Genomic DNA, 24,411 nt, shown 5'->3' with positions numbered 1-24,411 from the left:
ATTTCTACACTTCTAAATCGGATAATTTAATCCGCCGAATTCATTAGGATATGATCAATGGTCGATTTCAAGAAAAGACTTAAAAAGAAAACAACACCAAAGAAAACAAATCCAGTTGAAATCTACGACTCTCTCGATAGACGTAGCGAAACGGGGCCATTGCGCCACTCTCAGACTTTGGTGCTTGAAAAATGGCACTCAACCCATAAAGAAAATAGGAACAACATAATAAAGCTGCATACCGGAGAAGGCAAAACGCTTATTGGATTGCTTCTTCTTCAATCCAAAATCAATTCAAATGATGGCCCATGCTTATACGTCTGCCCCAACAAATATTTAGCAGAACAAGTGAGATTGGATGCTCAAAAATTCGGCATCCCATTTTGCGAAATCGGCAAGCGCAACGAGCTTCCTGAAGATTTTCTACATGGTAGCCGCATCCTGATTACGCATATTCAAAAGGTTTTTAACGGCAGAACAATTTTTGGGCTTGGCAAGCAATCAGTCTTTGTTGGCTCTATCATTCTTGATGACTCTCATGCGTGCATTGACTCTATAAAGAACTCTTTAACGATAAAGGTAGACAAAGACCATGAGCTTTATGAGAGAGCAATGGCCATATTTGGTGAAGAAATAAAGGAACAAGGCGAAGGAAGCTACTTAGAAATTAAAAGCGGCGACTACAACACCATGCTACCAATACCGTACTGGAGCTGGCATGACAAGAGAGAAGAAATCACCAAAGCCATCATCGAGAACAAAGAAGATACAGAAATAAAGTTCACGTGGCCGGTAATTAAAGATCAAATTGGAGATTGTCAAGCATTTATTTCTGGCCAGACACTGGAGATTTCCCCGACGCTGATGCCAATTGATAGCTTTGGCACGTTTTCGAGAGCAAAGAACAGAATTTTAATGTCTGCAACTACTCAGGATGATTCATTTTTCATAAAAGGACTTGGCTTTGACGTAGAGGCTGTATCAAATCCCATTACGAATCCGGACCTTAAGTGGTCAGGCGAAAAGATGATTATTATACCTTCGCTAATTAGCGAGGAGCTTGATAGTGACTCTATCGTAAATTGGCTGGCAAAGCCAAAAGCGGGCCGTAATTTTGGTGTAGTCTTTTTAATTCCTAGCTTTAGCAAGAAAAAGCAGTACGAGAAAATTGGTGCAAAAGTCGCTATCAGTTCAGATATTTTTGATGTGGTTAAATCCCTAAAAGACGGCAACTTTGATAGTGCTGTTGTTTTCGCAAATAGGTACGACGGCATCGACCTACCTGATAGCGCATGCCGCATATTAGTGGTTGACTCCAAACCTTACTTTGATTCGCTTTTAGATCGATATGAAGAAGATTGCAGAATTGAAAGCGACATCTTGAATATTCGTATAGCTCAAAAGGTAGAGCAAGGCTTGGGCAGAAGTGTCAGAGGTGAAAAAGATTACAGCATCATTTTGCTAGTTGGTGGTGATTTAGTAAAGTTTGTAAAAAGCCCATTGAGCAGTAAATATTTTTCTGCTCAGACGAGAAAACAGATAGAAATTGGTATGCAAGCGGCATCATTCGCCACTGAGGACGCAACGGACGAAAAACCTAAAGAGATACTTGTAAATCTTATGAGGCAAGGGCTTCATAGGGATGAAGGATGGAAGGAGTACTATTCCGAAGAGATGGATGAAGTTTCTGCGGAAGAAGGACGCAAAGAAATTCATGATACACTCAAAAAAGAGTATGAGGCAGAGAGGCAGTTTGCCATAGGCGAATATGCAAGAGCTTGCAGCTTAATGCAGTGTCTCTGCGATAAATTCGCCAACGACGCATCTGAAAAGGGTTGGTACTTACAGCAATTAGCTCGATACAAGTACCGAACCAGCAAAGTCGAATCCAACAAAATTCAGAAATCTGCTTTCCACAACAACCTTCAACTATTAAAGCCAAAAGAAGGAATAAGTTACAGAAAGATAGATTTTATAAATGAAAGCAGAATCAAGAGGATGCGAGATTGGGTGGGTCAGTACTCTGATTATCAGGAAATGATGATCTCCCTAAATGGAATTCTTCAGAACTTATCTTTTGGAATGCCATCTGAAAAATTCGAATCCGCAGTAATGGAGATAGGGATAGCAATCGGATTCCTGAGCCAGCGACCCGATAAAGAAATCAAAAAAGGTCCAGATATTCTTTGGTGTGGCGTAGAAAATCAGTACATTCTATTAGAGTGCAAAAACGAGGTTGAAGAAACCAGGCCAGAGATATCTAAACATGAAGCTGGCCAGATGAATTCTCACGCCGCTTGGTTCGAAAGCATTTACGGCGAGGCTAAGTGTAAACGAATTCTGATTATCCCTACCATCAAGTTATCTTATCATGCAGACTTCACACACCACGTTGAGGTTATGAGAAAAAATAAGCTAAAAAAACTCAAGGATAATGTAAAAGGTTTTTTTAAAGAGTTCGGGCAGTATGTCATGCATGAAGTAAGTGACCAAAAAATGCAGCAGCTAATAGATGCCCATGAATTAGACGTACAGAGCTTAACAAGCAAGTATTCTGAAAGTTATAAGAAAATGCAAAGCTAAGATGCATTCAAGGGACACCCATTTGCCAAATATGCGAAACTTCACTAGCGAGCATTACTGGAGCCATGATCAATGAACACTGAACTGTTTTTGGCATTTATTGCGGCCACTGCAATCATATGCACAATTCCTGGCCCCAATATCACGCTAATAGTCGCGAGGAAAAGGACGCGAGGAAAAGCGAGGAAAAGGACACCCACTTACCGCCCGTAGCGGACACCCACTTATCAGCTTGAAGTCGCTCTTCCCCCTCTTGACCCCGGCTGTTAGAGTCGGGACGCGACCGGTCGCGAAGCCGACGGATCGCGGGCCTTGGCCTTGCGGCCCACGGCTGTCGCCCCGTCGCTGATTGCGCGCCCGATGCGCCCTCACGATCAAGGATCCCCCGCTCGATGAACGCACCTCGAAGCCAGACCCTCGCCGCACGCGTTTTCGTGGACTCCGGAATGGGACTCCAGGCTCTGACTGACGTGCCGGGCTAGCGCGGCGATGGCGGCCCCCTGGACGGTTGAGCAGGTCAACGGCATGGCGCCCGACACCGCGTCCATCGCCGCGGGTCGCAAGCTGGCGAGCGCCGCGAAGTGGCAGCGCCTCGGCCAGACGGATCGGCTGATCTGGGGCGAGATCAGGGGCAGCGGCAGCACGCCTTATCAGACCTGCATCGACACCGCCGGACCGGCCTTCAAGTGCTCCTGCCCGAGCCGCAAGTTCCCCTGCAAGCACAGCCTTGGGCTCGCCCTGGCCCATGCCGAGTCCACCTCGGCCTTCGCCACGGATGCCCCACCGCAGTGGGTCGCCGAATGGCTGGACAAGCGCGAGGCGCGCTCGGAGCGTGAGGCGCGAGGCAAGACCAAGACGGCCGAGCCGGTCGACCCGGCCACCGCGCAGCGCCGTGCCGCCGCACAGGCGAAGCGCCGCGATCAGCGCGAGGAGAAGATGCAGGCGGGTCTCGACGAGCTGCAGCGCTGGCTCGCCGATACCCTGCGCCAGGGCCTGGCTCGCGCCATGGAGCAGCAGTCCTGGGACCACATGGCGGCGCGTCTGGTCGACGCGCAGATCCCGGGCCTGGCGCGCTGGCTCCGCCGCTGCCAGGAGGCGCGCTATGGCTCCGAGCAGTGGCAGGGCACCGCCCTGCAGGCCTTGTCGCGTCTCCAGTTGATTCTGGACGCCTGTCAGCGCCGCGAGACGCTGCCGGAGCCGGTCCGGGCGGATCTCGATGAGCTGCTTGGCATCCCCCTGGCCAAGGAGACGGTCCTGACCCAGCCCGGCGTCGCCGATATCTGGCGGGTCATGGGCAAGTGGACCAGCGACGCGGATCGTCTCCAGGTCCAGCGCACCTGGCTGCGCGGCGAGCGCACCCAACGCTGGGCGCTGCTGCTGGATTTCGCGGTTGCCGGCGCCGTGCTGCCGATCATGCCGCCGGAGGGCGTCGGTATCGAGGGTGAGCTGGCCTTTTATCCGGCGACCTGGCCGGTTCGCGCGCTCCTGAAGACACAACGGGGGACCGAACCGGCGCAGCCGAACGCCATGATCGCCGCAGGCGACGGGCTCGACGGACTCTACCGCACCTATGCCGAGCGTCTGGCCGCGACCCCCTGGCTGGAGCGGATTCCAGCCGCGCTGCGCGACCTGACCCCGGTCAAGGTGGACGAGCACTGGCTGCTGATCGACGCGGCGCACCGACAGATCCCGCTCGCGCCCCACTTCCCCTTGCGCTGGGAGCTGCTGGCCATGGGCGGCGGCGCGCCCGTGCAGCTGTTCGGCGAATGGGATGGAGAGGCCTTCTTCCCGCTGACCATCGCGGACGGGTCGCGTCTCCAGGGCTTTCACGCACTGCACATGGAGCTTTCGTGATCGAGCTCTGGAACGACCTCACGCGCACCGCGCTGCTCGGCACCGAGCGCGGCACCCGGACCTGGGATGCGCCCGATGCACTCGGAACGCTCTTGTCCGGCCTGCAAGCCCAAGAGACGGACGCCCCGGTCCAGCTGCTGCGCTGCTCGGCGGTCGTGGGCAATTTCGTCCAAGCCGGGCGCTTGCCGGCTCGGCTCGCATCGGCTGCGCCATCGCCGGCCGCGCCGGACCCACGCCCCGCCCTCGGCAGCGCCCGGCATCTGCGCCTCCTGCTCCAGGACGATCGGCTCAAGACCCTGCTCCCCGAATGGCTGGCGCTGCTCGCCGAGCACGGGCTGCGTGCCCCGGAGTCCAGCATTCCGACGCTCCTGGGACTGGCCTCGCGCAGTCCCGACCTGCGTCGGGCGATCATCGCCGTCATCGGCGCAAAGGGCCTGTGGCTGGCGGGACAGAGCCCGGAGTGGGCGCCGCTGCTGAGCGTCGCGGATCTCGGGCGGCTCGACGCGGCGCTGTGGGAGACCGGCACACCGGAGCAGCGACTGGCCTATCTGGCCCAGACGCGCCGCGAGGCTCCCGCACAGGCCGTCGAGTTGCTGGCCGCCGTCTGGTCGCAAGAAGGTGCCCGTGAGCGACGCAAGTTGCTGGGGGTCTTGAGCGACGCATCGGGACCGGCGGATGTGGCCTTCCTGGAGTCCGCCCTCGCGGATCGCAGCAAGGACGTGCGCGGCGATGCGGCTGGACTCCTGGCCCGAATCCCCGGCTCGACGGTGCGGACACGCGCGGTGGAGCTGCTGGATGGCTGGCTCGGGTTCGAGTCCGGGACCGGGCTGATGGGGCGGCTCAAGGGCCGCAAGAGCGAGCTGAGCGTCACCCTGCCCGAGGACTGGGACAGCGCCTGGACGACGATCGGCATCCACGAGAAACCACCCAAGGGGATGGGACGCAAGGCCTGGTGGCTCGAGCAGCTGCTGGGGCTGGTCGATCCCGACCACTGGGTCGAACGCTGGCAGCTTTCAGCCCCCGAGATCCTCCGCATGGTCGAGGGGCACGCGTGGCAGGGCACGCTGCTGGCGGGCTGGCGGCGCGCCACCCGGCATTTCGGCAATGGCGCATGGGCGCGTGCGCTGATCGCGGGGACGGTCGACGCCGACGCCGATGCCGCGTTGTGGGCGATCCTGCCCCCCTCGGAGCAGGAGGACGTGCTGACCCAGCCCCTCGCCATGCCGAGCACGGACGAGCCGTTCAAGCGGGCCTTCGATCGGCTCGGTCATCTCGGGCACCGTTGGAGTCCGTCCTTTTCGTCGGTCGTGCGCCAGGCCTGTCTCACGCTGTTCCGCGAGCAGACGCCGGACGCCAACTATGCCCGCTACGCCACCCTCCGTCAGGTTGCGGCGCACCTCGACCCGGGCGGCTATCAGGCCATGGAACATGACCTTGGGCCGCATCTTCAGGCGTCCTCCCCGTGGCAGAGGATCGCCACCGAGATGCTCGACACCCTGAGGTTTCGCAACGATATGATCCAGGCCATCGAGTCCGCGCGCATCGAATCAAACCAACGAGGTACGCCTTGAGCACCCAAAGCCCCAACGAAGCCATCCTGCGCCAGCACGCCGAGCAGGAGTTCGCCCACGAGATCGAGGCGCTCAAGGCGGTCGACGAGCATCCCAGACCGCCCAACTGGACGCTCTCGCCCTGGGCCGTGCGCACCTACCTGATGGGCGGCACGCTGAGCAATGGGGTCGAGATCAGCCCCAAGTACATCGGTCAGGCCCGGCTGATGGAGATCGCCATCTCCACGCTGGCGACCGATCGCGCCCTCTTGCTCTATGGGCTCCCGGGAACCGCCAAGTCCTGGGTCTCCGAGCACCTGGCCGCGGCGATCTCGGGCGATTCCACCCTGGTGGTTCAGGGCACGGCGGGGATCGGCGAGGAGGCGCTGCGCTACGGCTGGAACTATGCGCGGCTGATCGCGGACGGTCCCTCGCGGGCCGCGCTGGTGCCGAGCCCGGTCATGCACGCCCTCGAGCACGGCGCCCTGGTCCGGGTCGAGGAGCTGACCCGCGTTCCGGCGGACGTACAGGACAGCCTCATCACCATCCTGTCCGAGAAGACGCTCCCCGTGCCGGAACTCAATACCGAGGTCCAGGCACGCAAGGGCTTCAACGTCATCGCCACCGCCAACAACCGCGACAAGGGCGTCAACGAGCTGTCGAGCGCCCTGAAGCGCCGCTTCAATACCGTGGTGCTGCCGGTGCCGGCGACCCTGGAGGAAGAGACCGAGATCGTCGAGCAGCGCGTCGGGCGGCTCGGGCGGGCGCTCGAGCTGCCGGTCGAGAAGCCCGCGCTGCAGGAGATCCAGCGCATCGTCAGCGTCTTCCGCGAGCTGCGCCAGGGCATGACCGCCGACGGCAAGACCAAGCTCAAGACACCCTCCGGCACCCTGAGCACGGCCGAGGCGATCTCCGTCGTCAACAGCGGCATGGCCCTGGCCGCACACTTCGGCGACGGCCAGATGCGCGCGGGCGACGTGGCCTCCGGGCTGCTCGGCGCGATCGTCAAGGATCCGGTGCAGGACAAGGTCGTCTGGCAGGAGTATCTGGAGACCGTCGTCAAGGAGCGCTCGGACTGGAAGGATCTCTATCGGGCCTGTCGCGAGGTGCTATGAGCACCCATGTCTTCGGGGTCCGACACCATGGTCCGGGCTCCGCGCGCAGTCTGCTCGACGCCCTTGAGCGTCTGGCGCCCGACATCGTCCTGATCGAGGGCCCGCCGGAAGGCGATGCGCTGGTCGCACTGGCCAGTGACGCCCGGATGCGCCCGCCGGTCGCCATGCTGGTCTATGCGCCGGACGACCCGAGCGACGCCTCCTACTATCCCTTCGCCCGCTTCTCGCCCGAGTGGCAAGCGATTCACTACGCCCTGGGGCGCGACCTCCCGGTCCGCTTCATGGACCTGCCGCTCGCCAATCGCATTGCGCTCCGGCGCCGGGAACGCGAGGAGGCTGCGGAGCGCACTGCACCGGACGCGGCGCCCTCAGCGGATGACGGGACCGAGCCCAGCGCCGAGCCAGCAGAGCCCTGGCGCGGCGATCCACTCGCGCTGATCGCGCAGGCCGCCGGTTACGAGGACAGCGAGCGCTGGTGGGAGCACATGGTCGAGGAGCGTCGCGACACCGAGTCGCTCTTCGACGGCATCCGCACCGTCATGACCGCGCTGCGCGAGCAGGTCGAGGGGGAGGTTGCGCAGGATCCGCCGATCCTGGAGCGCTATCGCGAGGCCGCCATGCGCAAGATCCTGCGCGCGACCGAGAAGGAGGGCTTTGCGCGCATCGCCGTCGTCTGCGGCGCCTGGCACGTCCCGGCGCTGGAGCAGCGCCCCAAGCAGAGCGAGGACAACCGGCTCCTCAAGGGGTTGCCCAAGGTCAAGACGACCGCGACCTGGGTTCCCTGGACCTACGGGCGCCTGAGCTACCACAGCGGTTACGGTGCCGGGATCGGGTCGCCCGGCTGGTACGATCACCTCTGGTCCCGGTCCGGCGACGTCGCCACCCCCTGGCTGATCAAGGTCGCCCAGGCGTTCCGGGCCGAGGGGCTCGACATCTCCAGCGCCCATGTCATCGAGTCCGTGCGTCTCGCCGAGACGCTGGCGGCCATGCGTGCTCGTCCCCTGCCCTCGCTCGCCGAACTCAACGACGCGACCCAGACCGTCATGCTCTTCGGTGAATCGGCGCCGATGCAACTCATCCAGGCGCGTCTCATCGTCGGCGAGCGGTTGGGACAGGTGCCCGACTCGACGCCCGCGACGCCGCTGCAGGAGGATCTGCGCGCCCAGCAGCGGCGTCTGCGGCTCAAGCCGAGCGCGAGCGATCAGTCACTGGTGCTCGATCTGCGCAAGCCGAACGATCTGGCCCGCAGCCATCTCCTGCATCGGCTGCGGCTCCTCGATGTCCCCTGGGGCTGCAACGGCGGACGCGAAGCGGGCAAGGGCACCTTCAAGGAGTCCTGGCGGCTCAAGTGGGAGCCGGACTTCGAGGTGGCGCTGATCGAGGCCGGGCGCTGGGGCAACAGCATCGCGCAGGCGGCGACGACGGCGGTCGTTCAGGAGGCGCATCGGCGCGAGGACATCGGCCAGCTGGCGGCCTTGGCGCGGCAGGCGCTGCTCGCCGACCTGGGCAAGGCCATCGAGCCCGTGATCGAACAGCTCCAGGCCCGAGCGGCGCTCGCCGCCGACGTGCTGGTGCTGATGCAGGCCGTCCCGGAGCTGGCCCGGCTGGCCCGCTACGGGGATGTCCGCAAGACGGCGCTCGAGCGCGTCGACACGCTCCTGGACGGCCTCCTGGCGCGCATCTTCATCGGCCTCCCCAATGCCTGCAACGGCCTCAACGAGGAGGCGGCGGAGACCCTATTCGAGCACATCCAGGGTGTCCACGAGGGGCTCCGGCTCCTCGACGACACGCAACTCCAAGCCCAGTGGCAGCACACCCTGAGCCAGCTTGCCGACACCCAGAGCCTGCAGGGCATCATTCGCGGGCGCTGCTGCCGGCTGCTGCTCGACACCGGCGCGATGGACGAGGAAGACGCCGCCCGCCAGCTCGGTCTGGCCTTGTCGAGGGGGAATGCGCCCGGCCAGTCCGCCGCCTGGCTGGACGGCTTTCTGCGTGACAGCGGTCAGCTCCTGATCCACGACCACGCCCTCTGGCAGCTCGTCGACCAATGGGTGTGCCAGCTCCCCGAGGAGACCTTCATGCAGGTCATCCCGCTGCTGCGGCGGACCTTTTCGAGCTTCGAGGCCGCCGAGCGGCGGCAGATGGGCGAGCGCGTCAAACGCGGACCCGTGGGGTTCGGTTCGACGCACGACCATCCCGGCGAGTTCGATCGCGCGCGGGCGGAGACGACGCTGCCGCTGCTGTCTCGGCTGCTCGGTCTGGAGGACGGCGAATGAGTCAAGACGCACGCGAGCGGCGCTGGCGCTTGATCCTGGGCGGCGAGCCATCCGACGGCATCGGGCTGGCCCTGCAAGGCGAGGATGTCCGCATCGATCAGTGCCTCGACGCCGTCTACGGTCAGGCGGGGCGACGCGGTAGCCTGGCGGGCTCCTCGCCGAACGTGGCCCGCTGGCTCGGCGACATCCGTCAGTATTTCCCGTCCTCGATCGTACAGGTCATGCAGAAGGACGCCATCGAGCGACTCGGGCTGGAACAGCTCCTGCTGGAGCCCGAGGTGCTGGAGGCGGTCGAGGCCGATGTCCATCTGATCGCAACCCTCATCACCCTCAAGCACGTCGTCCCCGCGCGCACCAAGGACACCGCGCGCCAGGTCGTCCGCCGCGTGGTCGAGGACCTGATGCGCCGGCTCGAGCAGCCCATGCGTCAGGCCGTGACCGGCGCGCTCAACCGTGCCGTCCGCAACCGTCGGCCCAGGCTCAGGGAGATCGACTGGCACCGCACCATCAAGGCCAATCTCAAGCACTACCAGCCGGCGCAACGCACCATCGTCCCGGAGGTCCGCATCGGCTTCGGGCGCAAGCGTTCTTCACTGCGGGACGTGGTGCTCTGTGTCGACCAGAGCGGCTCCATGGCCACCTCGGTCGTCTATTCCAGCATCTTCGCGGCCGTCATGGCCTCGTTGCCGGCCTTGAGCACCCGACTGGTGGTGTTCGACACCGCCGTCGTCGACATGAGCGACGCCCTTCAGGACGATCCCGTCGACCTGCTCTTCGGCGTGCAACTCGGCGGCGGGACCGACATCAACCGGGCGCTCGCCTACAGCCAGGGCCTCATTCGACGCCCAAGCGACACCGTCTTCGTCCTCATCAGCGACCTCTACGAAGGCGGCGACCAGACCGAGATGCTCAAGCGCGCCGCCAGCATCAAGGCGTCCGGCGTCGAATTCATCACCCTGCTGGCCCTGAGCGACGAAGGGGCGCCCTTCTACGATCACCAGATAGCCGGCCAATACGCCGCCATGGGCATCCCGACCTTCGCCTGCACTCCGGATCAGTTTCCGGCGTTGATGGCTGCTGCGATTGGGGGTGAGGATGTTAATATTTGGGGTGCGCGGGAGGGGATTGTGATGACGCGGGGGAGAGGTTGAAGGCATTTGGCTTGGGTTCAGGCATGCTGGCTCTCCATTGCCCGGGTAACGCGATGTGTGTTTCGGCCAGATGCGGGTTTTCTCCTGAAAATACCCTATTTTATCAATTCGCTTGCGCTCTGACAGTAGACGAGGTAGGGAGATTCTGGCGATTCAGAGAATAAAGGGATACCGATTTACTAGAGATGTTGGCCCCAACCGAACGGGAGACTGACTTCGAGATGGGCTGGGGGATCGGATGTTGTCTGCGCATTGCGGTCGGCCAGTATTGCACTAGGTTGCTGTCAGCCTAGCACTGCATATGCGGATGTCAGTCTATTTAACTGTTAGCCTTCACAAAGGCAATAGCCAACAAATTTATAAAAGGAAATGCCATGCACAAGACTGCCGATGTATTTGGAATATCGAGAGATTTACCGCTAAATTACGTTGAACGAAAATCTGCTGATGACCTTCTTGTGGAAAATCTGACACGCGAGAAACACCTTGTAATATTTGGAAGTTCAAAACAAGGGAAAACCAGCTTGCGAAAGCATTGCCTTCCAGACGAAAACTGCATTGTTATTCACTGCTCAAACAAATGGAACATATCTGATATCAATGCTGCCATTTTAAAGAAAGCGGGCTTTGAGATTACCCAGTCGACATCAAAAACGGCCACTGGAAAATCTAAGATTTTCGCAAAAATATCAGCAAGAATATTTGGCGCGGGGGCAGAAGGTGGCGCGGAAGCTGAACGCCAAGTTTCAGAACAAACAAACAAATCACCACTTGAACTCGACCCAGAAGATGTAAATGATATCATTTCCGCGTTAGACAGCATTCTATTCAGTAGATATATCGTCCTGGAAGATTTCCATTATCTTTCAACTGATGCACAAAGAGATTTTTCTGTTGCATTGAAAGCTTTTCATGAAGGGTCAAAGTATTGTTTTATTATTGTCGGCGTTTGGCTGGAAGAAAATAGACTAACCGTTTACAACGGCGACCTTACCGGCCGTGTCACGTCGATCAATGCGGACAAATGGGAAATCGAAGAGATTCAGAGCGTTGTGTCAGAAGGCGAGAGTTTACTAAACATTAAATTCGATGAAAATTTCGTAAACGAGTTGCTCAGTCATAGTCAAGGAAGCGTATATGTAGTTCAGGAGTCCTGCTACAAATGCTGCATTGACTCGAACGTTTTACAAACGGAACCGCAGCAGAAAACAATAGGCAACAGTGAAAATGTCGTAGACATTGTTCAGTCTGTCGTGTCTCAGCAGACGGGGCGATTCAATTCATTTATAACGCAGTTTGCAGAAGGATTTCAGACGACAACATTGGAAATGTATAAGTGGCTTCTTTATCCCGTGCTTACCGCTTCCATCGAGGGTCTTCGCGCTGGGTTAAAATATAGAAATATTCGTGAAACGCTTGAAAATAATCATCCTGTAAGGGGTGACTTGAATCCTGGTAATATCACGCAGGCATTACAATCAACAGCGGCGCTTCAAGTTAAGAAGGAAGTGAAGCCAATTATTTTAGATTACGATCAGACAAATTTAACCTTGCGGGTAGTCGATAGCAGCTTTCTGATATGGATAGATAAGCAAGATCGCAACGACCTTCTGACATTGGCAGGTCTTCCTGCAAGAGCCGGTAGTGCCCTGACCGATAGATTTCGATAAGATCAGAATCTCTTGCTTTAAGGGTGAAGAAGATGAGAAAAGAAGGGACACCCAGAGCGCCGGGAAAAGCCGGCAAGAGATTGAAGGTGAAAGCCCTCTCCCCGGAAAGGTGTAATTCAGAGAAAGGGATACCCACTTACCAAAACCATTCAGCGGACGCGCCAAAGGCGCGCGCCGCTGATGGTTGGCCTTAGGTGCCTCGGGAGTTTTATGGAATTTGAAGATCGCGCAGTAGCTTTCATTGACGTTTTAGGCTTCAAGGCGCTAGTGAATGGAGCAGTTGAGAATGAAGCTAAGAAACAAAAATTGGCTGATTTGGTAGCGTTGCTTGAATCGGCTATTCCGAGACTAGACGCTGGCGTAGATCCAGACGCTCCTAAGCACTTGATCCCGCGTCATCAATACATTTCTGACTGCATCATTCTTAGCGCCCCTTTAGCCGACACAAAATGGCCCTGGTATAACGGCGTCAGCGTTATCGTCATGCGAGCGATCCAGCTTAGTCATTTCTTTTTGAATGAAGGTTATCTGGTTCGCGGCGGCATATCAGCGGGAAAGCTATGGCACACAGAAACCAACATAGTTGGCCCTGCCTATCAAGAAGCGTACTTGCTTGAAGCGGAAGGTAACGAACCCAGAGTTCAGCTCCATTCTCATGCGCTTCAGCACTGGGATGGCGGTTCTCGCATGTGCCTCAGAGAAGGAAATGTATCATTTGTAAATGGGCTATTCGATTTCTACATCCCGAATAACACAAGGCATGGGGTTATCGAAGCCACATATGAAAAATATGAGCTTTTCGCCACTGAGGCTTTGGATAGCAACTTACCAAATTCTGCCAAAGATAAGTGGCGATGGTTCCGGCGGTTTTTGCAATCAGAGAAACCGGAGGGTCTAAAATGGGCTGCGGCTCAACCTGGCACCTAACCAGGTAGGTAGGTGAAAAAAAAAGGGGACACCCAGAGCGCCGGGAAAAGCCGGCAAGAGATTGGAGGTGAAAGCCCTCTCCCCGGAAAGGTGTAGCGAACCGCCGGGACCCCGAGTCATGGGCCGGACTGTCGGCGAGGGCAGCGGTTAAGCGTTGACAGGGGCATGCATAGGCTCGGTATGGAGCTCCGAAATCAAGGTTGGGAACGCTGACCGCGTTGGGTGAGCGGGAAGGCAAGACGAGCGGTCGCGTCAGCGCAAGTGGCCGATCGGTTCCCCGGAGTCGAAGACCCGACGCATGTGCGGATGTCTCTTGTGCGGAACCCGGGAGGCCTTGGTCACGGCCCGAGGAAGGGGCACGGCCCGGCGGAAGGTGAAGAACCGACACGTCAGCCGCAGTGGCCAAGGAGTCGGACAGGGTCATAGTAGTGAAGAAGCGGACGAACAACTCGACGACGACAGCAGTCAGCGCACAAGCCGCGCCGAGGCGGAGTCCGTGGAGCGAAGGACCCTGGCGAAGAGGAATCCCTGCGCACCCATCCGTGACCGGGACCCAGTGCCCGGGGCAAACGGAGTGGAGAGAAAAGGACACCCACTTACCGTTGACGCTCCCAAGGCCCTCTCCTACGCTTCTCCCAACACCCCCGGCGGAGATGCCCCATGACTCGTCCCCGCGCCGCGCTCGTCTCCTTGGTCGATACGCCCTGGTATCACGTCGTCACGCGGTGCGTGCGCCGGGCGTATCTGTGTGGCTTCGATCGGCTGACGGGGCGGAGTTTTGAGCATCGGCGCGGCTGGGTGGAGTTGCGGTTGCGTCAGCTCGCGGGGGTGTTCGCGATCGATGTGGCGGCCTATGCGGTGATGAGCAAAGAAAAGCGGCGCGGCTGGGTGGAGTTGCGGTTGGAAGAAAAGGGACACCCATTTACCGTTGACGCTCGCGAGACGCTCTCCTACGCTTCTCCCAACACCTCCAGCGGAGGAGATGCCCCATGACTCGTCCCCGCGCCTCGCTCGTCTCCTTGTCCGATACGCCCTGGTATCACGTCGTCACGCGGTGCGTGCGCCGGGCGTATCTCTGCGGCTTCGATCGGTTGACCGGGCGGAGTTTCGAGCATCGGCGCGGGTGGGTGGAGTTGCGGTTGCGCCAGCTCGCGGGGGTGTTCGCGATTGATGTCGCGGCCTATGCGGTGATGAGCAATCACGTGCATCTGGTGGTGCGGGTGGATGCCGATCGAGCGGCGGGGTGGTCGGATGCCGAGGTGTTGCGGCGCTGGCGGTGTCTGTTCCGGGGACCGGAGGTGGTGGAGCGGTTCCTGTTGCCTGCGACGCGGGCGGGGATGACGGCGGCGGAGTTGGATCTGGTCGCGGGATTGGTTGCGACCTATCGGGCGCGGTTGGCGGATCTCTCCTGGTTCATGCGGGTGTTGAACGAGTCGATCGCGCGGGCGGCGAATCGGGAGGATGGGGTGCGGGGACGGTTCTGGGAGGGACGGTTCCGTTCGCAGGCGATCCTCGACGAGGCGGCGCTGCTGGCGGTGATGGCCTATGTCGATCTCAACCCGATCCGCGCCGGGATCGCGGAGACGCCGGAGGAGAGTGCACACACCGGAATCGCGGCACGGATTGCCGACTTGCAAGGGGATGGGGATGAAGCAAAAGCGGCGCCACAGACCCGGCAAGGCTCATCGCATCCACCCTCCTCTCCAGCAGCAGCATCCACGGAACCCACGACAGACGTGCGTAGCGCTGAACTCTGGGAAGCCGCCCTCAACCGTTTACCACCTGCCCCACTGATGCCATTCGGCAACCCCGCCGAATGCCCCGCCGTCATTCCCTTCACCTTCGACGACTATCTGACCCTCGTCGACTCGCTCGGTCGCGCCCTGCATCCACGCAAGCGCGGGTCGATCCCGGCAGATCTGCCCGACATCCTCACCCGACTCGGGATCGCCCCCGAGCGTTTCGTCGAGCACGCCGGTTTCCTGCTCAAGGGGTTCGGTGCCGCGATCGGCGCGCCGCAGCGGCTGACGGCGCTCGCGGCACGGCGCGAATGTCGCTATCTGCGTGGGGTCCGACGTGCTCGGGCGCTCTTCACCGGCAACAGCGCATCATCCCTGACGGCTGCTTGAGGGCGCTCGTCCTCGCCCGCGGGAGCATCGGCCTGAACGACCGGCAACCGCGCGTCCGGGGGCGCCCCTTCGACACCAATCCAACGACGACGGCCAAGGTTTCGATCCCGATGGCGTTCGGCTATCGCTCCACCGTCTCGGTCTCGACCGAGCGCGCCAGACGCAGCCCGAAGCCATAGTGACGGATGTCCGGGCCGTAGCGGAAGCGGAAGGCGGAGCGGGCGCCGTTGGGATAGAGATACCAGGCCCCGCCGCGCGCGATGCGCATCGGCGTGCCGTCGCGCATGCGCTGACAGTCCTGGGTCCAGGCGCTGCCGTCGCTCGGGGCGCCGACATAGTCTGGGTGGGCGCAGTCGGCGACCCACTCCCAGACGTTTCCGTGCACCTCGTAGAGTCCCCAGGGGTTGGCCGGCTTGCTGGCCACCGGATGGGGCTGCTCGCGCGAGGAGAAGAGATGCCAGACGTGGCGGTTCAGCGCTCGCTCATCCTCGCCGTCGCCGAACCAGTAGTCGGTCTGGGTGCCGGCGCGGGTGGCATATTCCCACTCGGCCTCGCTCGGCAAACGATAGCCGCCGCCCAGATCCGGGCGCTGGTTGAGCGCGCGCACGAAGGCCTGGGCGTCCTCCCAGGAGACCTGCTCGACCGGGTTGTCCGGGTCCTTGAAGTGGGACGGGTTCTCGCCCATCACCGCCTGCCATTGCCGCTGGGTGACCTCGGTCTCGGCCAGATAGAAGGGTTGGGCAATGGTGACGCGGTGCACGGGCTGCTCGCCCTTGTCGCAGCGCTGGCGGGTCGTGTCGCAGCCCATCTGGAAGCTGCCGGCCGGGATCAGGCGGAAGGTCATGCCCAGCGCGTTGGTGTCGGTGGCGGGCGGCGCGGCGAGGCTCGCGCCGGTGAGCAACAGGCCGACGAGCAATACGCCGAGCGGGAGGACAGACGGGGGCATCCTGGGGGTCATGGGTGAGACTGCGCGGGTACGAGGTTGGTGAGGGGGCCGATGCGGATCGGGCAAGCGGACCCAAGCGGGTACGACTTCAAGCGCGACCTGCCTGCTGGCGCGCTCGACCATGGGGCGAGCAGCGGCCGCTTCGCGGAGCAATGATTCTTGTCGGGATTATCGGCGCTTCTCGGGCGGGCTTACGCTGAGGTTTCGCAATCGGGCGCTGCCCTGCCCCGCTCGATCTGGCGCCGCGATCAGCGGATCACGGCGCCAGCAGCGAATCTCACCGCGCGGCTCACCCGATCGAGGCCCGCGCCCCATCGGATGAACCGCGCGCTTGGTGACGGGATCGCGCGTCAGGCGGCGGCCCCCTGCTGCTTGATCCGTTCACGCGCGTGGTGAACCTCCGACTCCCGCATCCGCTCGGCGGCATTGGCGATGTCAAAGAGGAAGTAGGCCCCGCCCTCGTAGAGCACGTCATTCTTCAGGGCGCTGCCGATCTCCTCATAGTTGGGGAAGCCGCGCATCACCGCGCGCTTTCCCACCCGGTGCGCCAGGGCCTCGGTGTGGAAGTTGCCGATGATGATGTCGTAGTCGTCGCGCAGCTGCTCGGCATCCTCGAGGTCTCCGACGATCACCCGATCGGCCTCGATGTCGCCGAGGACCGGTGAGTCGACCGTGGCGATCGCCAGGGCGACCTTGCCGCCCACCTCGCGCAAGGAGGCTGCCATGGCCGCCAGGTGATCGGGCTCGGCGACCAGCAGGAAGCGGGTCTGTCCGATGGAGAAATGGCTGTCGAGCATGGCGTCCTGAAGGCGCTTGCGCCAGCGCTCCACCACCGCCGGAGGGGTGTCCCGAGCGCTCGTCTCGAGCAGCCAGGCGACCAGCTCGTCGGTCCCGACCAGACCGCTCACATGGTCGAAGTGTCGATGCCGGATGGCCGGATTCTTCTTCTGCAGGGTCGCGCCGACGGGCTTGACCGAGGCCCCGACGGTGACGACCGCACCCGCGTCCGCCAGCCCCTCGAGTTCGGCGACCGTCACCCCGCCACCGCTCAGCGACGCCTGCTTCTCCCCCAGGTGATTGTCGAGGGAAGAGGACAGATCGGGCACGGCGACGACCTCGAAGCCGAATGCCTCGATGAACTCACGCAGCTTCTCCACCTCGATCGGCTGCATGCTGACGTGGGGGACCAGGACGACCTTGCGCGCGTCGGTGCGCTCGCACGGCTCGGTGAGCTGCTCGATCAGCGCCTGGACGGTCAGCGTCCAGCCGCTCTCCAGCCCGCCCTGGTAGTCAGGGGTATTCACATAGACCAGGGGGGCCTCGATCTTGCTGGCGACGCCCCGAAGATCGTCCCCCTTGGTCTCGGTCAGCCCGGTGGTATGCACGCCGATCAACGCCGGGCAGACCTTGTCGCCGATGTTCTTGATCGACTCGGTGATGCTGTAGTCGCCGCCATCCAGCACCGCCGTCACATCGGTCACGGCGGTCGTCTGCAGGGCGATGGGCTCGCAGAAATGACGGGTGAACATCACCTTGGTGAAGCTCGCGCAGCCCTGCGCGCCGTGCATCAGCGGCATGCAGCGGTCGACGCCGAGGAACGCCAGGGTCGCGCCCATCGGCTGCGAGAGTTTATGCGGGTTGACCTGCAACGGCTTGCCCGTCTTGCGTCTTACTTCTGCCATGGTGCCTTCCTGTCGACCAGTTCGAAGACCGGATTCTGCAGTGAGTTCTTGAGGTCCTCGGCGAGGACCAGGAGCCCGTCGTAACCGCCGTAGCTCTTCTTCTTCTCCTGATTGACGTCGGTGAAGGCGATCCGCTTCTTGATCGCGGTATAGAGCGAGCGACCGCCGGCCAGGAGCAGATGGGCCCCGGTGTCGTCGATCACCTGCGCCTGCTGACTCGCCGGGCTGGTCATCAGGATGGCGTCCTCGCCGAGGTATTGACGCGCCTTGGCCTTGTCCGCCTCGGTCGACTTGCGCACCGAGGTCGCCACCACCTCGATGCCCAGATCCTGCAACGCCGAGGCGATCGACCAGGACTTGTTGCCGCCGGTGTTGAGCACCGCCTTCTTGCCGGCGAAGACCGCCCGGTAGGGGATCAGCTTCTCCTCCAGTCGCGCCTCCTCGCGGGCGATCAGCGCGCGGGTGCGGGCGATCAGGTCGGCATCGCCCAGCGCCTCGGCGATGGCCAGGATGCTGTTCGAGGTATCGGTCATGCCGTAGAAGGAGCAGGAGATCCAGGGAATCCCATATTGTTCCTCCATCTTGCGGGTCATGGAGATCAGCGACTTGGCGCAGACGATCACATTGAGCTTGGCGCGATGGGCGGTGCGGATGCTGGCGATGCGACCGTCGCCGCTGAAGGTCGAGCGCACGCGGATGCCGAGCTCTTCGAGCAGATGACGGTAACGCCACAGCTCGCCGGTGTTGTTGTGCTCGCCGATCAGGTTGATGTCGAAGGGGGTGGTGTCCTCCGGCTCCTTGGTCCCGATCAGGTGGCGCAGCACCGCCTCCCCGGCGATGCGGCTGCCCAGATTCTTGGCACCGACGAAGCCGGGGGCATGCACCGGCACGCAGGGCGTGCCGTGTCTCTCGCTGCCCTGCCTGCAGACGGCGTCGATGTCATCCCCGGTCAGCGCGGTGACACAGGTCGAGTAGACGAAGACGGCCTCGGGCGCATAGTGCGTGATGACATGGTCGATCGCCTCGGCCAGCTTCTTCTCGCCGCTGAAGACGACATCGTTGGTGTTGATGTCGGTGGCGAAGCCGGTCTGGGTCAGGTCGCGACCGGGCCAGCTCGTCGGGGTCAGACGCGTCTCCCAGGCCCCGCCGACGCAGGACATGGGACCATGGATCAGGTGGGCGGCATCGGCGAAGGGAAACAGGGCGATCTGGGCGCCGTCGAGGGCGCAACCGCCGGTGGTGGCCCCGGGCGTGGGCGTGTTGCAAGGCCCTTTCTTGTGGCCCTTGTTGTGTTCGCAGGCGCTCTCGACGAGCAACTCTTTGATCTTCGGTTTTGACGACACGAGCAGGCCTTCCATTCAGAGGGTTCCGGATCGGCAGAATGGCCCTGACGGCGCTTCCCCCGCTTCTTCATCCATCGGTTCAAGAAAGTTGTGAGAAAAGGGACATTCTTCGATGAGAGAAAAGCGACAATCGATCATCAATTTCCCCAGTGACGGCATTGAACGGCCCCGCATGTGAGTCTGCATGCACAATAAATGCCATTTTCTGCTCCTGCTCGATATCGATGGCCCTTGGGGACCGGCGCAGGGATCCCGCCCCGATCCGATCGAGACAGCCCCCCCGCACACCTAGCCGATCTCTGCCCGTTCACCAAGCGACGAAAGGTGTCGCCGCACGGTTTCATTTCTCCTCGTCACACGCACATCGACCAGGCAGGCCGTCCGGCTCGTAATCCCCCGGGTTCGAGCAGACGACCTGGAGCGGCCGTTCTCCCCACCACAGATGACATTCAATGGATGGAAGACACCGATGAAACCGACCCGCATGTTGCGACGACTCTCCACACCCGGCGCCCTGGCGCTGATGCTCTCGGCGCCGCTGCAGGCGACCACCGAGCACGACAACGAGGTCTTCTTCGCCATCACCGGGGTGAAGAGCTTCGAGTTCACCGAGACCGGTCACTCGGTGAGCAAGGGTCAGCCCTACAGCGGCGTCACCTCCGGGGTGAGCAAGGACGGGGAAGAGGCGCGGATCGTGGTCAAGGCGGGACGCCACAAGACGAAGGCGGTGGCGCAATGGTTCAAGGACGCGGTGAACGCGGGACCGGGGCAGACCCTGGCGTGTGACAGCAAGGGCAACTTCCCCGACGAGCTGAACTTCGCCGTCGAGGGCACACTGGAGATGCAGATCGGCGACAAGCAGATCACCTGCAAGGACATCCTCATCGCCCAGGGCAGTTTCACCACAACCAACAACTGGTGGATGGGTGGACCGCAGATGCAGGGCGCTCACGTCTCGCTGAGCGGCGCCACGCTCCAGACCTGCTCGGCCAAGGGATCGCTGCTGCCGGTGGCGGTGCTCTTCAGCCCACAGACGCCCTGCGCCAATCATTTCAACATCAGCATCGGATCACTCTGAGGGGACGGACACGTCCCGCCTCGGCATCGAGGCGGGACGCGCTCATGCGTCCGGCTTGGCCATGCCGACGAGGGATAGAGAAAGAAAAGGACACCCTACCGGGGAGAGAAAGAAAAGGACACCCAGTTACGACACCCAGTTACCGATCGAGAAAAGCGGGGGAAAAGCGGAAGGGGGGAAAGGGACACCCAGTTACCGAGTTATCGCGAGGAAGGGGGCAGGGCAAAGGGAGGGCAAAGAGACACCCAGTTATCGAGTTATCGCGAAGCCCCCACCCTACGGCACCACCTCGGCCATGTTGTACCATCGGGGTCGGCCCGAGTCAGGACACCCGGTCAGCGCATGCCGTTACGCAAGCCCCCCGAGAAGGACACGATCTCCATGCAGCTGGTTCGCGAGGCGCTGCAACAGTGCTGCGAACCGGGCGCGCCCACCGATGCGCTGCTGGCCGCGGCCGGTATCGATCCCGCGCGCTGGACGTGCAACGACGCCCGCGTCTCGGCCGCCGCCTATGGCCGGCTGTGGCGGCTGCTCGCGCGTCGTCTCGACGACGAGTTCTTCGCCATGAACCCGCGTCGGTTGAAGTGCGGCAGCCTGGCCTTCCTCTGTCGCTCGTCGATGGCGCAGGAGACGCTCGAGGCGGCGCTGGCCTCGGCGCTGGCCTTCCTGTCGCTGATGCTCGATGCGATGTCGGCGCGGCTGGTGCGCCAGCAGGGGTTGGCGGAGATCGTGCTGCACGAGGGGGACGCCCCTCCCCGCCGGGCCTTCACCTATTTCACCTATTGGATGATCGTGCACGGCGCGGCCTGCTGGCTGTCGGGGCGACGGATCCCGATCCTGGCGATCGATCTGCGCTGCCCGGCGCCGGCGTTCTGCGACGACTACCGGGTGATGTTCTCGGAGAACCTGCGTTTCGACCAGCCGCGCACGCGGATGATCGTCTCAGCCGACTGTCTGGACCTGCCGGTCAGGCGCAGCGAGGCCGAACTCGCGCACTTCCTCGCCCAGGCCCCGGCCAACATCCTGGTCAAGTACCGCGACCCGCAGAGCCTGGCGAGCCGGATCCGCAACGATCTGCGCCAGCTGCCCGCCGAGCAGTGGCCGCGGGCCGAGGTCCTGGCGCAGCGGCTGCACATGTCGACCTCGACCCTGCGGCGGCGTCTCGCCGAGGAGGGACAGACCTATCAGGGGCTCAAGGACGGCGTGCGCAAGGAGCTGGCCATCGGCTGGCTGGCCGAGCCGCAGCTCGGTTTCGCCGAGATCGCCGAGCGGCTGGGCTTTGCCGATGTCAGCTCCTTCTACAAGGCCTTCCGCAAGTGGTGTGGCTCGAACCCGGGACACTATCGCAGCCTGATCCTCGACGCCACGGACTGATCCCGGCCACCAGCCCGCACCCAGCGCGCCCGACGCCCGCCAATCGACCCGAGCGCGCCCCAGCCCATCAGCATATTCGAATAATCGACAACTCCATCCCCTTTGTTCAAATCGCTCAGACAACTTGAGCCCTTCGACCATTGTCCGCCAACCCGCGCCACGCCAGTATCACGACGGCATGACCGCATGCTCCATGCGGATCGATCCCAATCACCAAAAGGACGCGGGGGACACCGGCGATGCGCGACTACCAAGCAGCGATCACGCAGTTCGATCATCGAGGGGCCGCCGAGGCGGCGCTCTCGGGCAGCCTCAGGGCACTCAATGCCTGTATCGAGTGCTGCGACCGACATGCCGACTCCGACGACATCGCCCTGTTCTGGGAGGGCGAGGACGGCCGCAGCGCGACCCATACCTTCGCCGAACTCAGGGACCGCGCCGCACGGCTGGCCAACTTCCTGCGCGCGCAGGGCGTCGACCAGGGCGACACCGTCGCCGGGCTGCTGCCGCGCCGGGTCGAGCTGCTGATCACCGTGCTCGCCACCTGGCGTCTCGGCGCCGTCTACCAGCCGCTCTTTACCGCCTTCGGGCCCAAGGCGATCGACTACCGGTTGACCACCTCGGGGGCCAGGGTGGTGATCACCGACGGGCGCAACCGCGCCAAGCTCGAGGGTATCGAGGCCACGCCCCAGGTCGTCACCATCGACACCCCCGCGAACCGACGGGATCACGACTTCTGGACCGTGCTCGAACAGCACTCGAGCGACTGCGCACCGGTGATGCTCGACGGCGAGGCCCCCTTCCTGCTGATGTTCACCTCCGGCACCACCGGACCGGCCAAGGCGCTGCACGTGCCGCTGAAGGCGATCGTCGCCTTCCGGGGCTATATGCGCGACGCGGTGGACCTGCGCCCCGACGACGCCTTCTGGAACATCGCCGATCCAGGCTGGGCCTATGGCGTCTACTTCGGCGTCACCGGCCCGCTGTCGCTGGGGCACGCGACGACCTTCTACGAGGGCCCCTTCACGGTCGAGAGCACCAGCCGGGTGATCGAGAAGTACGGCATCACCAACCTCGCCGGCTCCCCCACCGCCTATCGGCTGCTGATCGCCGGGGGCGAGACCTTCGCCGCGGCGGCGCGCGGTCGGCTGCGCGTGGTCAGCAGCGCCGGCGAGCCGCTGAACCCGGAGGTGATCCGCTGGTTCGCGCGCCAGCTCGATGTGGTCATCCACGACCACTACGGCCAGACCGAACTCGGCATGGTGCTGTGCAACCACCACGCGCTGCGCCATCCGGTGCATCTCGGCTCGGCCGGGTTCGCCTCGCCGGGACATCGCATCGTCGTGCTCGACGAACAGCAACGCGAGCTGCCGCCGGGCCAACCGGGCATCCTCGCGCTCGATCGCAGCCAGTCGCCGCTGTTCTGGTTCGGCGGCTATCTCAACGCGCCGACCAACGCCTTCATCGGCGACTACTACCTCAGCGGCGACACCGTGGAACTCAACCCGGACGGCAGCATCAGCTTCGTCGGGCGCAGCGACGACGTCATCACCACCTCGGGCTATCGCGTCGGGCCCTTCGACATCGAGAGCGCGCTGATCGAGCATCCGGCGGTGGTCGAGGCGGCGGTGGTCGGCAAGCCCGACCCGGAGCGCACCGAGGTGGTCAAGGCCTTCGTGGTGCTTGGCCCGGACCATGAACCGGCGCCCGAGCTGAGCCCGGCAGAGGTCGAGGCCCAAACCACGGCGCTGGCCGAGGAGCTGCGCCGGCACGTGCGCGAGCGCTTGGCCGCGCACGCCTATCCGCGCGAGATCGAGTTCGTCGCCGAGCTGCCCAAGACCTCCAGCGGCAAGCTGCAGCGCTTCATCCTGCGCAACCAGGAGATCGCCAGGATGCGCGAGGCGACCACCGGGCAACCCGCCGAGGCGCACGCCGCCTCGGCCTGAAGGAAAGAAGGAGAGCAGGATGCAGATCGAAGACAAGGTCTTTCTCGTCAGCGGCGGGGCCTCCGGGCTGGGCGCGGCCACCGCCGAGATGCTGATCGGCGCCGGCGCGCGGGTGATGCTGCTCGACATCGACGCCGCGGCGCTGGCCGAGCGCGCCGAGCAACTCGGCTGTCGCGCCAGCCGCGCCGACATCCGTGACGAGGCCGCGGTCGAGGCCGCGCTCCAGGACACCCTCGCCGCCCACGGCGCCCTGCACGGGCTGATCAACTGCGCCGGGGTCGCGCACGGCGAGAAGATCCTCGGTCGCCAGGGCCCGCACGCCCTGGACGGGTTCCGTCGGGTGATCGACATCAACCTCATCGGCAGCTTCAACCTGATGCGCCTGGCCGCGCCGCTGATCGCCGAGAACGCGCCCGACGCCGACGGCGAGCGCGGGGTGATCGTCAACACCGGCTCGATCGCCGCCGCCGACGGCCAGATCGGCCAGGCCGCCTATGCCGCCTCCAAGGGCGCCGTCGCCAGCCTCACCCTGCCGGCGGCGCGCGAGCTGGCGCGCTTCGGCATCCGCGTGATGACCATCGCCCCGGGCATCTTCGAGACCCCGATGATGGCCGGGATGAGCGAGGAGGTGCGCGCCTCGCTCGCCGCCGGCGTGCCCTTCCCGCCCCGGCTCGGGCGCCCGGCCGAGTACGCCGCGCTGGTCCGCACGATCGTCACCAACCCCATGCTCAACGGCGAGGTGATCCGTCTCGACGGCGCCTTGCGCATGGCCGCCAGATAGAGGAGT

Annotated in this window: 17 protein-coding genes; 14 read left to right on the top strand and 3 right to left on the bottom strand. The window is 62.4% G+C overall.

Annotation, left to right across the window (positions count from 1 at the left end):
• Positions 1 to 57: 57 nt before the first annotated feature.
• The 10 genes from EDC29_RS12295 to EDC29_RS12245 all read left to right on the top strand — a co-directional run bounded on the left by EDC29_RS12295 (position 58) and on the right by EDC29_RS12245 (position 15,255).
• The gene (locus EDC29_RS12295; protein ID WP_132230099.1) at positions 58 to 2,583 is read left to right on the top strand and encodes a DEAD/DEAH box helicase; all 2,526 of its coding nucleotides are present in this window, start codon (positions 58 to 60) and stop codon (positions 2,581 to 2,583) included.
• A 525-nt stretch (positions 2,584 to 3,108) separates the two neighbouring features.
• The gene (locus EDC29_RS12285; protein WP_242466045.1) at positions 3,109 to 4,437 is read left to right on the top strand and encodes a hypothetical protein; all 1,329 of its coding nucleotides are present in this window, start codon (positions 3,109 to 3,111) and stop codon (positions 4,435 to 4,437) included.
• Positions 4,434 to 6,008 carry a DUF5691 domain-containing protein gene (locus EDC29_RS12280; protein ID WP_132230095.1) on the top strand — a complete coding sequence of 525 codons (1,575 nt, stop codon included), beginning with the start codon at positions 4,434 to 4,436 and terminating at the stop codon, positions 6,006 to 6,008. The genes EDC29_RS12285 and EDC29_RS12280 overlap by 4 nt, the downstream gene beginning before the upstream one ends.
• Complete coding sequence (locus tag EDC29_RS12275) at positions 6,005 to 7,102, top strand: ATP-binding protein (protein WP_132230093.1); 1,098 nt, start codon at positions 6,005 to 6,007, stop codon at positions 7,100 to 7,102. The genes EDC29_RS12280 and EDC29_RS12275 overlap by 4 nt, the downstream gene beginning before the upstream one ends.
• Entirely contained in the window at positions 7,099 to 9,378 is a 2,280-nt protein-coding gene (locus EDC29_RS12270; RefSeq protein ID WP_132230091.1) for a DUF5682 family protein, read from the top strand. The genes EDC29_RS12275 and EDC29_RS12270 overlap by 4 nt, the downstream gene beginning before the upstream one ends.
• Positions 9,379 to 9,407: 29 nt before the next feature.
• Positions 9,408 to 10,529, top strand: a complete 1,122-nt coding sequence (locus EDC29_RS12265; RefSeq protein ID WP_242466046.1) for a VWA domain-containing protein — start codon at positions 9,408 to 9,410, stop codon at positions 10,527 to 10,529.
• A 374-nt stretch (positions 10,530 to 10,903) separates the two neighbouring features.
• The gene (locus EDC29_RS12260) at positions 10,904 to 12,199 is read left to right on the top strand and encodes a hypothetical protein (RefSeq protein ID WP_200189393.1); all 1,296 of its coding nucleotides are present in this window, start codon (positions 10,904 to 10,906) and stop codon (positions 12,197 to 12,199) included.
• A gap of 210 nt (positions 12,200 to 12,409) precedes the next feature.
• Positions 12,410 to 13,126, top strand: a complete 717-nt coding sequence (locus EDC29_RS12255; protein WP_132230085.1) for a hypothetical protein — start codon at positions 12,410 to 12,412, stop codon at positions 13,124 to 13,126.
• A gap of 660 nt (positions 13,127 to 13,786) precedes the next feature.
• The gene (locus EDC29_RS17685; RefSeq protein WP_132230083.1) at positions 13,787 to 14,119 is read left to right on the top strand and encodes a hypothetical protein; all 333 of its coding nucleotides are present in this window, start codon (positions 13,787 to 13,789) and stop codon (positions 14,117 to 14,119) included.
• The gene (locus EDC29_RS12245) at positions 14,116 to 15,255 is read left to right on the top strand and encodes a transposase (RefSeq protein ID WP_132230081.1); all 1,140 of its coding nucleotides are present in this window, start codon (positions 14,116 to 14,118) and stop codon (positions 15,253 to 15,255) included. The genes EDC29_RS17685 and EDC29_RS12245 overlap by 4 nt, the downstream gene beginning before the upstream one ends.
• Before the next feature lie 121 nt (positions 15,256 to 15,376).
• On the opposite strand, the gene EDC29_RS12240 is transcribed toward EDC29_RS12245, so the two are convergent.
• From EDC29_RS12240 to nifE, 3 genes are all read right to left on the bottom strand, one after another.
• Positions 15,377 to 16,201, bottom strand: coding sequence for a formylglycine-generating enzyme family protein (locus tag EDC29_RS12240; protein WP_223807004.1), 825 nt, complete (start codon positions 16,199 to 16,201; stop codon positions 15,377 to 15,379).
• 350 nt (positions 16,202 to 16,551) lie between these two features.
• A complete protein-coding gene (gene nifN, locus EDC29_RS12235) occupies positions 16,552 to 17,883 on the bottom strand; it encodes a nitrogenase iron-molybdenum cofactor biosynthesis protein NifN (protein ID WP_132230079.1) in 1,332 nt (443 codons plus the stop codon).
• Positions 17,871 to 19,226 carry a nitrogenase iron-molybdenum cofactor biosynthesis protein NifE gene (nifE, locus tag EDC29_RS12230; protein WP_165913509.1) on the bottom strand — a complete coding sequence of 452 codons (1,356 nt, stop codon included), beginning with the start codon at positions 19,224 to 19,226 and terminating at the stop codon, positions 17,871 to 17,873. Before nifE ends, nifN begins: the two co-directional genes overlap by 13 nt.
• A 469-nt stretch (positions 19,227 to 19,695) precedes the next feature.
• Between nifE and EDC29_RS12225 the strand changes: the two genes are divergently transcribed.
• The 4 genes from EDC29_RS12225 (at position 19,696) to EDC29_RS12210 (ending at position 24,405) form a co-directional block, all read left to right on the top strand.
• Complete coding sequence (locus EDC29_RS12225; RefSeq protein ID WP_123140948.1) at positions 19,696 to 20,304, top strand: hypothetical protein; 609 nt, start codon at positions 19,696 to 19,698, stop codon at positions 20,302 to 20,304.
• A 381-nt stretch (positions 20,305 to 20,685) separates the two neighbouring features.
• A complete protein-coding gene (locus EDC29_RS12220; RefSeq protein ID WP_200189395.1) occupies positions 20,686 to 21,678 on the top strand; it encodes an AraC family transcriptional regulator in 993 nt (330 codons plus the stop codon).
• 239 nt (positions 21,679 to 21,917) lie between these two features.
• Entirely contained in the window at positions 21,918 to 23,624 is a 1,707-nt protein-coding gene (locus tag EDC29_RS12215) for an AMP-binding protein (RefSeq protein WP_132230077.1), read from the top strand.
• 19 nt (positions 23,625 to 23,643) lie between these two features.
• Positions 23,644 to 24,405: an SDR family NAD(P)-dependent oxidoreductase gene (locus tag EDC29_RS12210; protein ID WP_132230075.1), complete on the top strand. Its 762-nt coding sequence runs from the start codon at positions 23,644 to 23,646 to the stop codon at positions 24,403 to 24,405.
• Positions 24,406 to 24,411: the final 6 nt, after the last annotated feature.

Origin of the sequence: Marichromatium gracile (assembly GCF_004343155.1) — a bacterium.
Lineage (GTDB): Bacteria > Pseudomonadota > Gammaproteobacteria > Chromatiales > Chromatiaceae > Marichromatium > Marichromatium gracile.
The sequence above is the reverse complement of the archived record's forward strand: the minus strand, read 5'-3'. Positions and strand labels throughout refer to the sequence as shown.